The following is an 11,839-nucleotide window of genomic DNA, read 5'->3' as shown; positions in this document are numbered from 1 at the left end:
AAACCTAGTACCTAGTCAACTAGTACCTAGTTACCCGGTCAACTAAAAAGAAAACGAAATGAAACATCTGATTATATTAGGAGACGGGATGGCGGATTGGGCTGTCCCCTCTCTGGGAAACAAGACTTTATTGCAATATGCCCATACGCCCTGCATGGATATGCTGGCACGCATGGGACGCACCGGAATGCTGAAGACCGTAGCCGACGGGTTTCATCCGGGAAGCGAGGTGGCGAACATGTCGGTAATGGGGTACGACCTGCCTACGGTGTACGAGGGACGCGGGGTGTTGGAAGCCGCCAGCATCGGAGTCGATTTGGAGCCGGATGACATGGCGATGCGCTGCAACCTGGTATGCATAGAGGGGGATATCCTGAAGAACCATTCGGCAGGGCACATCACCACCGAAGAAGCCGACGAGCTGATTCGTGCCTTGGAAGAACGCTTAGGCTCCGACCGTATCCATTTCTATACCGGCGTGCAATACCGGCATTTGCTGGTGGTGAAAGGCGGAAACAAACATGTGGCTTGCGTGCCTCCGCACGATATCCCGTTGCAGCCCTTCCGTCCGAATCTGGTGAAGGCGTTGGTTCCCGAAGCGCAAGAAACCGCCGATTTGCTGAATGGGCTGATTATGGCTTCGCAAGACTTGCTGGCTTCGCATCCGCTTAACCTGAAACGGATGAGCGAGGGCAAAGACCCGGCGAACAGCATCTGGCCCTGGAGTCCGGGCTATCGCCCGAAGATGGAGCCGTTGGCGAATAAATACCCCTCCATCCGCAAGGGCTCGGTGATTACGGCGGTCGACCTCATCCGGGGCATCGGACGCTATGCCGGACTCCGGTGCATCGATGTAGAGGGTGCCACGGGGCTTTATACCACCAATTACGAAGGCAAGGCACAAGCCGCCATCGATGCCCTGAAGACCGATGATTTCGTTTACCTGCACATCGAAGCAAGCGATGAGGCAGGACATGAGGGCGATGTGGACTTGAAGTTGAAGACCATCGAATATCTGGACCAGCGTGCCGTTAAACCCATTTGGGAAGCGGTAAAAGACTGGGACGAACCGGTGGCGATAGCCGTGCTTCCCGACCATCCGACCCCGTGCGAATTGCGTACGCATACCGCCGAGCCGATACCTTTCTTGATTTATTATCCGGGCATTGAGCCGGATGCGGTGCAGGCATACGATGAGGTGTCGTGCCGGGAAGGCGGATACGGCATGTTGGAAAAAGACGAGTTTATGAATTTATTTATGAATAGCTGAAACTTTCACCACAGATTATGAAATATTACAGTACCAATAAGCAGGCTTCCGACGCTACACTGGAAGAAGCCGTAGTGCGCGGACTGGCAGGTGACAAAGGGCTTTACATGCCCCGTGAAATCAAGCCTTTGCCCGCATCGTTTTACGATGAGATAGAAAACCTTTCGTTTCAGGAAATCGCTTACCGCGTGGCGGACGCTTTCTTCGGAGAAGATGTGCCGGCGGATGTCTTGAAGCAGATTGTATATGACACCTTGAGCTTTGATGCGCCGGTGATGAAGGTGAAAGACAATATCTATTCGCTGGAACTCTTCCACGGGCCTACGCTGGCGTTCAAGGACGTGGGCGGACGCTTTATGGCACGTCTCTTGGGCTATTTCATCCGCAAGGAAGGAAAGAAGCAGGTCAATGTACTGGTAGCTACGTCGGGCGATACGGGAAGTGCTGTGGCAAACGGTTTCCTGGGTGTGGAAGGCATTCGTGTGTATGTGCTTTACCCGAAAGGGAAGGTGAGCGAGATACAGGAAAAGCAGTTCACTACGCTGGGGCAGAACATCACCGCCATTGAGGTGGACGGCACGTTCGACGATTGCCAGGCACTGGTGAAAAACGCGTTTATGGACGAAGAGCTGAAGGCGCACATGCAGCTGACCTCTGCCAATTCCATCAATGTGGCGCGCTTCTTGCCTCAGGCTTTCTATTATTTTTACGCTTATGCCCAGATGAAGAAGCAGGGCAAGGCGGACAATCTGGTCATCTGCGTGCCCAGCGGGAACTTCGGAAACATTACGGCAGGGCTTTTCGGCAAGCGGATGGGGCTTCCGGTAAAACGCTTTATCGCCGCCAATAACCGCAATGATATTTTCTATCAATACTTGAAGACGGGTGTCTATACGCCACGTCCTTCGGTAGCGACCATTGCCAATGCCATGGATGTGGGCGACCCCAGCAACTTCGCCCGTATCCTCGACTTATACGGAGGAAGCCACGAGGCTATTTCCGGCGAAATCAGTGGCGAGACTTATACCGATGAGCAGATTCGCGAAACCGTGCAGAAGGCTTACGAGGAAACCGGATACCTGCTCGACCCTCACGGGGCGTGCGGTTATCGTGCGCTGGCGGAAGGCTTGAAGCCGGGCGAAACGGGAGTGTTCCTCGAAACAGCCCATCCGGCAAAGTTCTTGCAGACGGTGGAAGCCATTATCGGAACCAAAGTGGATATCCCCGAAAAGCTTCAGGCGTTTATGCGCGGTACGAAGCAAAGCATCCCGATGCCGAAAGACTTCGCTTCATTCAAGGCATACTTGATGAATGAAAAATGAAGAATTAAGGATGAAGAATGAGGTGAAACATCACTCATTCTTCATCCTTAGAAGCTGTTTTGAATTTATCGTGCGATGATTTGGGATGAGTTTTTGAGGCATTTTCGCTTTTGTGATGAGGAAGATAGCGGGCTATCTGACGAAGAACAGGAGCGGAAAGGACCAAAAAATCGCCCAAAGCACGCACGAAAACGGATACATCAAGCCAAGAAAAACTTTTTGGAGAAATTCAAAACAGCTTTTTAATACAGTCAATTTGCAGAAAATGGATAAATGTCCGCCAACAGCCAATGCATATCCTTAAAAAATGCATATATACTGCATTCGCGGTTGAATATATACTTCATCGGCTTACGAATATATCTTCATCGGCAGATGCAGTACTACTGCGTTTTCAACTCAGACGGATTGGCTAATGGCGGACATTTATTTGTAGAATCCCCCGGTTTGAAAATTCTATTTATTTTTGTACATATTTTCGTAATAGTTCTGGTAATCTCCGCTTGTTACGTTTTTTACCCATTCCTGATTGTCCAGATACCATTTCACGGTTTTGACAATGCCGTCTTCAAATTTGGTTTCGGGCACCCACCCCAAGTCATGAGTTATTTTTGATGGATCGATGGCGTAACGTTGGTCATGACCCAGACGGTCTTTGACAAAAGTAATCAGTGATTCGTTTATCCAATCAATTTTGATTTGTCCGTTTTCGTTCGTTTCTTTTTTCTTCAGCATCTTCCGGTAGTCGGGTTCTTTTTCCATTATCTGGTAAATAGTGCCAATGATTAATCGGACAATTTCGATGTTTTGTTTTTCATTGTGTCCTCCTACGTTGTATATTTCTCCGTTTTTCCCGTGACATACTACGAGGTCAATGGCTTTGCAATGGTCTTCTACATACAGCCAGTCACGTACATTCGTACCTTTTCCATATACCGGCAGTCTCTTGCCTTCGAGTATGTTCTTTATTACCAATGGAATCAGTTTTTCTGGAAATTGGTAAGGACCGTAGTTGTTCGAGCATCGTGTAATGGTTACAGGCATTTTGTAAGTGTCACGATAGGCAAGGACGATGAAGTCTGCACTGGCTTTTGATGCACTATACGGGCTGTGCGGACATAATGGGGTATCTTCGGTAAAGAAGCCTTCATCTCCCAATGAACCATATACTTCATCGGTGGACACCTGATGGAAACGTACATCGCGCCTCCACGTCGGATAGCCTTGTTCGTCTTTACCGGTCACCCATGCACAGCGGGCTGCATCCAGTAGGTTTTGTGTTCCTAAAATGTTGGTCTGTAGAAAAAGTTGTGGGTTTTCGATGCTTCGGTCCACGTGGCTCTCTGCTGCAAAATTGATGATATAGTCAAATTTGTATTCAGAAAACAACTGGTCGGCAAGATTGCGGTCGCAGATATTTCCTTTGATGAAATAGCAACGATCGTCGTCTATATCTTTGGCAATAGTGCCTAAGTTGCCGGCGTATGTCAGAGCATCCAATACGACTACCCGTATATCTTCATGTTTAGCAAGAATGTATTTTATATAATTAGCACCGATAAATCCGGCTGCTCCTGTAACTAAATAGGTTTTCATAATGTTACTTTGTTTAAGCGGTGCAAATTTCGGAAAGATTTTTCAATCAAGCAAGCATTATTCGTTTAATTCTATTACTTCCAGGTCAGAAAAATTACCTTTATCGATACGGAAGCGTACCAAAGTGCGTACTGTATGGAAGCCATACTTGCCGGCAGCACCCGGATTGATGTGCAGCAGTCCCAGCTTGGAATCATATTTCACTTTCAGGATGTGCGAGTGGCCGCTGATGAACAACCGGGGAGGATGGGTTGATAAGATATTCCGTACCGACGGGTCATATTTCCCGGGATATCCTCCGATGTGCTTGATGAGTACATCTGTTTCATCTATGGTAAACCGGTTGATTTCGGGGAAGCGCAGACGGATGTCTTGTCCGTCGATGTTGCCATACACGGCACGTAACGGACGGAAAGCTTCCAGTTTTTGTATGATTTCCAGGGAACCGATGTCTCCTGCATGCCATATTTCGTCACACGGTTCGAAATATTTCAGGTAACGTCCGTCCCAATAGCCGTGTGTGTCTGATAAGAGTCCGATGGTGGTCATTGTTATTTATGGGAGTTGCAGTTTCAGCTTGACGAATTGCCTGATGAAATCGACTGTTCCGTCGATTCCCAGTACTGACGAGTCGATGCAAAGGTGGTATGTCGCGGCGGCTCCCCATGTGTTGTAGCTATAATAATTATAGTAGGAAGAGCGTTTTTTGTCGGCTTTTTCCATAATTTCTTCTGCTTTTTCTTCGCTGATGTTCAGTCGTTTGGTCAGGCGCTCGATGCGTGCTTGGGGGGAGGCTGATACAAAGACGTTGGCACATCGCGGATGGTCACGCAATACATAGTCGGCACATCGTCCTACAAAGAGGCATGATTGTTTTTCAGCAAGGTGGCGGATGACATCGCTTTGGATTTTGAACAGAGAGTCATTGCTCAAGTACGAATTATAAGGATAAGCTCCTTCGGTAATGAAGGGGAACCGTGTTCCGAACAGTCCTCCTAACAGGCTTTGCGAAGCCTTTTCGTCGGCTTTCTCGAAAAACTCTTTACATAATCCGCTTTCTTTTGATGCGAGGTTTATCAGTTCTTTGTCGTAAAAGGCGATGCCAAGGTCTTTTGCCAGTTTTTCTCCGATTTCTTTTCCGCCGCTCCCTAATTGTCGACCAAGATTGATTACAAAATGCTCGTTCATAACGCTTCTGTTTGAATTATTGTTAATGTATAGAGCAAATGTAAATAAAAAAAAGGAAATAAGGAAATAAAACCGTAAGAGAATCGGGGCAAATGTATCTAAGAAGCTGTTTTGAATTTCTCCAAAAAGTTTTTCTTGACTTGATGTATCCGTTTCCGTGTGTGCTTTGGGCGATTTTTTGGTCCTTTTCGCTCCTGTTCTTCGTCAGATAGCCCGCTATCTTCCTCATCACAGAAGCAAAAATGCCTCAAAAACTCATCCCAAATCATCGCACGATAAATTCAAAACAGCTTCTAAATTATGCAGATTATCTTCAATGACGGAGAGGATTATCTTCTAATCAGGGCATTTGTGTGATTGTAATCAGATGCATCCTTTTATTGACAGAAAGAAAAATATTCCCGTAGCTATCATTAACAGGCCGATAGCGGCATAAAACAAGCGTGCCCGCTTCCTTCCGGCATTGGCCACGATGAAACGGGTATTGTGTGCGGTGAAGAACCAATCCCAGTTGAACAATGCTGCCAGCAGGGCGAGCATACCCACCAGCACAAACAAGGCTTGTATGATATAATGTACGGCCATTGTGATGTCGATATTATGCTTCGGCGTCGATGCTGACCGTTCGGCTTCCGTCTTCCAATTCGTCGATTCGGACTTTCACGGCATCACCCGGGAGCAAGTCGTCTATCAGTTCAGGCCATTCGATGAAACACAAGGCACCGCTGTAGAAATAGTCTTCATAACCCATATCGTATACTTCTTCCAGCTTTTTGATACGGTAGAAGTCGAAGTGGTAAATCAGTTCGCCTGTGGTGTCCGAACGGTATTCGTTTACGATGGCGAATGTGGGTGAGTTGATGACATCAGTCACGCCCAGTTCTTCGCAAACAGCTTTGATAAATGTGGTCTTTCCGGCTCCCATTTTGCCGTAGAAAGCAAACACAGTGTTGTCACCCATAGCGGCGATGAAAGCTTTTGCCGCTTCATGGATATGCTCGAGGTCTGTAATCGTTATTTTCATATACTTGTTGGATAAACTTTTTGCAAAGTTAATGATTTTTTCGTAGCTTGTATCTCATACGGCTCAACTTTGCGAGTGCATAGAATAAGATGGACACAAAAATGATGGATGCTCCCGATGGTATCTGATAGTGGTAGGAGAGGATTAGCCCTCCCAGGCAACTGATATATCCGATGCCGATGGAAAGCCAAATGATGTGCTTGAATCTGTATGTGAACAGGTTAGCGGTCATTTGGGGTAAGGTGAGGAGTGAGATTGCCAGCACGATGCCCACCATGCGCAAGCAAGATACGATGGTAAGGGCAATGAACATCATCAGAATGTATTCGAAGCATGTGACGGGCATCCGCTGTGAACGGGCAAATTCAGGATCGAACGCAATGGCTACGATGGGGCGCAGGAAAAGGGCGAAAAATAGGGTAAGCACACTGCTTAGTATGCCTAGCAAAAGGATATCTCCTTGTGTGATGGTCAGGATGTTCCCGAAAAGAAACGATGAAAGATCGGGCGTGAATCCTGGGGCAAGGAAGCTGAAAATGATGCCGATAGCCATTCCGAATGTCCAGAATACGGCAATGGCAGAATCTTCGCGCATATCGCTTCGCTTGCTGAGCCATTCTACTCCGAATGCAGAGAGTACTGAGAAAATGGCGGCGGCAAGTATGGGCGGGATACCGGTGTAAAGTCCGATGCCGATGCCTCCGAACGAAGCGTGAGTGATACCTCCGCTGATGAATACCAGCCGGCGTGTGACAATGTAGGTGCCGATGATACCGCAGGCAATGCTGGCAAACAGGCTTCCCAACAAGGCATGTTGGAAAAAAGTGTATTGTAGTAAATCCATCATAAGCAAATGAGTTTGTTCGTCCGTAAGTCTTTGAGTCTTTAGGCCGAAGCATACCTGTAGCTTATAAACTTACCAACTCAAAAACAAAAGAACCCGGTACTTGATTTTAGTTGTTTATTGCATTGTTTCTTCTTTCTCCCACAATGAGAAACAATTCATCTTTCAGTTCGTCGGGTAGATTGATACCCCTTAATTGCAAGCTACGGCTCCATCCCGCTACATCTTCTTCCTGCATTGAGTAAAGAATATCGCGAAACTCGTCCGTTTCGTCTGCCGTGTATTGGTCTGCCGGACGTCCTTTGAAGCGGTCCAGCTCTTCGTCATCGTAATATTCTATTTGTCTGCTTACGGCGGCCAGGAGGCTTTCTTTTTCACATACGGCGTGTTGTCCGCAGCATTCGCTATCCACCGTAACCACAGGTGGGGCTTCTTTCAGTTCTCCTCGTGCAATTTTCCGGTGTAGATTCCGGTTATAGAAATATCCGGCTACCAGTCCAAACAGGATGACGCCTGCCAATATAATAAGGAGTATTCCCATAGTCAGTTTTTCCCGTTGATGGTGAATCCAGTCGCCTGCAGGTCGTCCCAGAAGTGAGGATATGATTTACTCACTACCTGCGGGTTGTTGATGGATAATTTCCCTAGTGGAATGCAGGCAGGAGCAAAAGCCATTGCCATCCGGTGGTCTTCGTATGTATCGATGCAGGGGGATGTGTCGGAAGGGCACCGTTCTCCGTTCCATTCCAAGATACAGCCGTCAGTTTCGGTCAGCACATAGCCCAGTTTCTTCATTTCTTTCATCAGGGCGGCTATACGGTCGGTTTCTTTGATTTTCAAGCTTTGCAGTCCACTGAACCGGAAAGGGATATTCAGTAAAGCGCAGGTCACCACAAACGTCTGTGCCAAGTCAGGCTGGTTGATGAAATTGTATGTCATCTGCGATACCGGTTTGCCTTCTTTTTGTAGCACTACTTTGTGGTCAAGGTATTGTGTCTTGACACCCAGCGACGAGAAAAGGTGTGCTACGTATGCATCTCCTTGCGGGCTTTGCCGGAACAGCCCCGGAAGTTCTATTTGTGCTTCGGGCGCGAGGGCACAGATTTCATACCAATATGATGCAGCGCTCCAGTCGCTTTCCACGTAATACGATGAGGGTGCTTCGTAAGGATGAGGTTCGACATAGAGTTGTTTTTCATTTGCCCATCCGGCTTTTGCACCGAAACTTTTCATCAAGTGCAGGGTAAGGTCAATATACGGACGGGAAATGATTTCTCCTGTCAGGTTGAGTGTGAGTCCGTTTTTCAGGGCAGGACCAATCATCAGTAGGGCAGAAATGTATTGCGAACTGACGTTGCCCGGTAGCGTAACATCATGGTTTATCAGTTGGCGTCCCGTAATGCGCAAAGGTGGATAGCCTTCGTTCCCGCTATATTCCACGTCTGCTCCCAGTGTACGTAAGGCATTGACCAGTAAGCCGATGGGTCGTTGCTGCATACGTTGGGTTCCGGTCAGTATGTGTGTACCCGGATGTACAGACAGGAAAGCGGTCAGGAAGCGCATGGCAGTGCCTGCAGCCCCGATATCGATAACCGGAGGCATTTCTTGCAGGGCATGTATCATCACGCGTGTGTCATCGCAATCAGAAAGGTTTTCCGGTTTCGAGAAAGCTTGTGCCAGTGCGTTGATAATGAGTGCACGGTTGCAGATGCTTTTCGAGGAAGGCAACGTGATGTTGCCGTATATCTTGTCGGGGGAAGTTAAAATGATTCGCTTCATACGATGTGTGTTGTTGTTCCGGCGACAAAGATAAGATAAAAAAATGAGATACCGGATACATCTTGGAAATATGATTCGGTCTGCGATGTTAATCTCTGCGGATTTGGGATTTTTCTCGCCGGCGTGTCCGTTTCCACCATAAATAATATCCGCTTAAAGGGAGGATACCTCCAAAGAGCGCGGCAAGAAAATAAAGTATTTTGGTGGTTATTCCTCCCCAGCTTCCGGTATGGAAGGCATAAAACCATCCTTTCAGGCTTTGTGGGGCGGAGGCGTTTGCATCTTTCCAAGTGATTTTCACTTCGTCTTTGCGGGACCTGTCTTTGCCTTTGTCTGTGTGACGTACTTGTGTGGAAGAGGGCGTTTCGCCGAAGAGCGAATAAGCAGCCGTGCGGTACCAGCCGAAAGACCACGTGAGTCCGGTGAGTGCCATTACAAGCAGGAAAAGAGTGCTATAAAATCCTATTGCCACATGACTATCGTACCAGAAACGGCGCCAACCTTTGGTGCACGACACGCTGAGGCGGTTTTTCAGTGCCTTGCGTGTGCGAGGTATCCAGATGATGAGTCCGCTTATCAGGATAAATACCATCACTAGTGTGGTGATTCCTACAATGATTTTTCCTACTGACTTTTCGCCTTTCGAGGCAGGTGGGTCCAGCAGCCAACGGTGTAGTTTACGCATGGTCTGGAAGAAGGGATACGATTGGGTCCAGCCCAGTACTTCCCCTGTATAGGGATTGACACTAAGCTGTTTCCGGCCTGTTTCGCGGAATGAGGCAAAAGCTGTTTCGTGCGGATTGGCTGAAAGCAGAAGTGAAGAAAGGTGGAGCGAGTCGGACACTTGTGCTTGGATGTGCGTTGCCAGTTGGGAAGGAGAGAGAGGCTGGGCATCTTCTGAAGGAGGAACAACGGTATAAAGCGAACGTTGAAGTGCCTGGGTAATATCCCGTTCGAATACCAAGGCTGCTCCCGATAAACAAATGATACTGATGATGATGCCTAAAGGGAGCGAGAGCCAAAGGTGGAGTTTTGCAAAAAGTTTTCTCATTGTGTACAGATGTTTAGATCGCTACAGGGATGAATTACAATGTGCCTATTGTAGATGTCATCATAATAGAATAGAGAGTTGGTTCAAGCATGCGTTTTGATGAACATAAGTGCGTTGGCCGTTTCACATAAGTGACTTGGGCGTTTCACATAAGTGACTCGGGCGTTTCACATAAGTGACTCGGGCGTTTCACATAAGTAAGTCAGTCGTATCACTTATCTTAATCACAGAGGCGCACAGAGCTTTTCATTTTTTTTGTGTTACTCTGTGTCTCCTCTGTGGTGAAAAGGTTTATTCCGTTATTTTGAGAGTTTTCCTAATGCCGATACAGATATGACATCATTTACTTGCAGGCCGGTTGTAGCCACGCCTGTAGTGGGGTCGATGCGGTAAATGGTCTGGCTGTTTTCGGAACTGGTCGTTACGATGGGGATATAGGCGTATCCATTGTCGCTACACGGGGTGCCGATGCTGGAAAGTGTATTGGCATCGGGTAAGCCGGTTACTACGGTCAGTGTGCCTTCTTCACCTTTGAATACAGCCAATTCATTGCGTGGAGCACTGGTTCCACTCATATTTTCGGCTCCTTCGCTATACATTTGAAGCAGGAAATAATCGTCTGTGATGTGCCAGCAACGGAACATTGGGTTTTTGTTTCCCAGCATTTCCAGATTTACGTAATAGTTATCATCGAATACGGTTTCGCCTGCTTTGATACGCACTACTCCCGAAGGCAGCTGACCTTGCACGCGGTTGAACTGGGTACCGTCGTTATTGGTTACCGGTGTGGTGGTAGTACGTCCGTAACCCGGTGAGAATACATAGAGGTCGCCATTGTCTGCTGCCCAAATTGTCTGGTAGTATTGAGAGCGCATACGTCCGCTGGCAAAACCGATTTTACCGGTACGGGCAATGACAGGAGTCTCGTTGAAATCGTCTCCACTATAAATGGCGACGAAAGCACTGTCCGGATACTGGGTTGTGGGAATCATTCCAGCGGTATATTGTCCCGAACCGCTTCCTCCGCTTCCATTTGCCACATACGATGGGTCTACGATATATTCGGGATAGGTATTTACGCCATAGTGGCTCATCCCCATGGGAACTACTGATGTGTAAAGGCGGTTGTTTGCTTCTACAAAGCCAGCAAAACTTACCCGTTCACCATTACCCAGGAAGTTTTCGGCAATACGGCTTCCGGTAACGGTACTTCCGTCCAGTACGCTCAGGTAATTGAATTGCAGATAATAGGCATAATTGCCTTCGTTGTCTTGTTCGGCGGTGCCGGCATTGGTAGAGGCGGTTATTACATTGTCTCCCCACGTGCCATATGTTGTCGTACGGTTGAATGTGTACTGGCGGTCTTCCACTACATTGCCGGCATCGTTCAGCTTAAAGGAGAAACCGGTTCCGTTATTTCCATCGTTGTATTGGAAGCTGAACAGGTAGTTTTCGCGATAGAATATCCAGTTGGAGGCTGTTTCGGTCTCGTATCCATTGCCCAAAGCCGTCACTTGACCTTCGTCCAGCGATTCGGACGTTACGAGGTAAGTTGCTGTGTTGGAGCCTTGACCTGCTTCTGCCACAATTACGAAACGGCTGAGGGTTTCGTCTGTAGGGGTATCGGGATTAGGGTCGGGTGTAGGATCCGGTTCTTCGGTTTGTACGGTTTCGTCATCACTGCAAGCTGTAGTACAGATACAGCCGAAAGAGAGGGCAGCCATCAGTGCCCATGAGAAATGTTTTTTCTTCATCCTTGTTTGTA

The 11,839-nt window shown here is 47.8% G+C and carries 14 protein-coding genes; 3 read left to right on the top strand and 11 right to left on the bottom strand.

Annotation, left to right across the window (positions count from 1 at the left end):
* The first annotated feature begins 58 nt into the window (after positions 1-58).
* From H9625_RS07725 to H9625_RS07715, 3 genes are all read left to right on the top strand, one after another.
* Complete coding sequence (locus H9625_RS07725; protein WP_087396556.1) at positions 59-1,270, top strand: cofactor-independent phosphoglycerate mutase; 1,212 nt, start codon at positions 59-61, stop codon at positions 1,268-1,270.
* Between the two features lie 17 nt (positions 1,271-1,287).
* Entirely contained in the window at positions 1,288-2,592 is a 1,305-nt protein-coding gene (gene thrC / locus H9625_RS07720; RefSeq protein ID WP_191763765.1) for a threonine synthase, read from the top strand.
* Between the two features lie 75 nt (positions 2,593-2,667).
* Positions 2,668-2,838, top strand: a complete 171-nt coding sequence (locus tag H9625_RS07715; protein WP_191763763.1) for a hypothetical protein — start codon at positions 2,668-2,670, stop codon at positions 2,836-2,838.
* Between the two features lie 210 nt (positions 2,839-3,048).
* Here the strand turns inward: H9625_RS07715 and rfbB are convergent, their stop codons facing one another.
* The 11 genes from rfbB to H9625_RS07660 all read right to left on the bottom strand — a co-directional run bounded on the left by rfbB (position 3,049) and on the right by H9625_RS07660 (position 11,828).
* The gene (gene rfbB / locus H9625_RS07710) at positions 3,049-4,188 is read right to left on the bottom strand and encodes a dTDP-glucose 4,6-dehydratase (protein WP_022038882.1); all 1,140 of its coding nucleotides are present in this window, start codon (positions 4,186-4,188) and stop codon (positions 3,049-3,051) included.
* Positions 4,189-4,245: 57 nt separating this feature from the next.
* Positions 4,246-4,737, bottom strand: a complete 492-nt coding sequence (locus H9625_RS07705; protein WP_022038881.1) for a metallophosphoesterase family protein — start codon at positions 4,735-4,737, stop codon at positions 4,246-4,248.
* Positions 4,738-4,743: 6 nt separating this feature from the next.
* On the bottom strand, positions 4,744-5,376 hold the full coding sequence (locus H9625_RS07700) for a cytidylate kinase-like family protein (RefSeq protein ID WP_087211689.1): 633 nt from the start codon (positions 5,374-5,376) through the stop codon (positions 4,744-4,746).
* A 98-nt stretch (positions 5,377-5,474) separates the two neighbouring features.
* Positions 5,475-5,645 (bottom strand): hypothetical protein, encoded by a 171-nt coding sequence (locus H9625_RS07695; protein WP_162614407.1) that lies wholly within the window; start codon positions 5,643-5,645, stop codon positions 5,475-5,477.
* A 94-nt stretch (positions 5,646-5,739) separates the two neighbouring features.
* A complete protein-coding gene (locus tag H9625_RS07690; RefSeq protein ID WP_022038879.1) occupies positions 5,740-5,961 on the bottom strand; it encodes an immunity 17 family protein in 222 nt (73 codons plus the stop codon).
* A gap of 13 nt (positions 5,962-5,974) precedes the next feature.
* Positions 5,975-6,400 carry a tRNA (adenosine(37)-N6)-threonylcarbamoyltransferase complex ATPase subunit type 1 TsaE gene (gene tsaE / locus H9625_RS07685; RefSeq protein WP_022038878.1) on the bottom strand — a complete coding sequence of 142 codons (426 nt, stop codon included), beginning with the start codon at positions 6,398-6,400 and terminating at the stop codon, positions 5,975-5,977.
* Between the two features lie 28 nt (positions 6,401-6,428).
* The gene (locus tag H9625_RS07680) at positions 6,429-7,244 is read right to left on the bottom strand and encodes a metal ABC transporter permease (protein ID WP_087406449.1); all 816 of its coding nucleotides are present in this window, start codon (positions 7,242-7,244) and stop codon (positions 6,429-6,431) included.
* A gap of 109 nt (positions 7,245-7,353) precedes the next feature.
* Positions 7,354-7,785, bottom strand: a complete 432-nt coding sequence (locus tag H9625_RS07675; protein WP_087211684.1) for a phospholipase — start codon at positions 7,783-7,785, stop codon at positions 7,354-7,356.
* A gap of 2 nt (positions 7,786-7,787) precedes the next feature.
* On the bottom strand, positions 7,788-9,023 hold the full coding sequence (locus tag H9625_RS07670) for a 3-phosphoshikimate 1-carboxyvinyltransferase (protein WP_022038875.1): 1,236 nt from the start codon (positions 9,021-9,023) through the stop codon (positions 7,788-7,790).
* A gap of 88 nt (positions 9,024-9,111) precedes the next feature.
* A complete protein-coding gene (locus tag H9625_RS07665; RefSeq protein ID WP_191763761.1) occupies positions 9,112-10,074 on the bottom strand; it encodes a PepSY-associated TM helix domain-containing protein in 963 nt (320 codons plus the stop codon).
* A gap of 299 nt (positions 10,075-10,373) precedes the next feature.
* Positions 10,374-11,828 carry a DUF4374 domain-containing protein gene (locus H9625_RS07660; protein ID WP_087209953.1) on the bottom strand — a complete coding sequence of 485 codons (1,455 nt, stop codon included), beginning with the start codon at positions 11,826-11,828 and terminating at the stop codon, positions 10,374-10,376.
* Positions 11,829-11,839 lie beyond the last annotated feature (11 nt).

Origin of the sequence: Phocaeicola intestinalis (assembly GCF_014837065.1) — a bacterium.
In the GTDB taxonomy this organism is placed as follows: Bacteria; Bacteroidota; Bacteroidia; order Bacteroidales; family Bacteroidaceae; genus Phocaeicola; species Phocaeicola intestinalis.
Note: the sequence above shows the minus strand (reverse complement) of the source record. Positions and strands in the feature narration are given on the sequence as shown.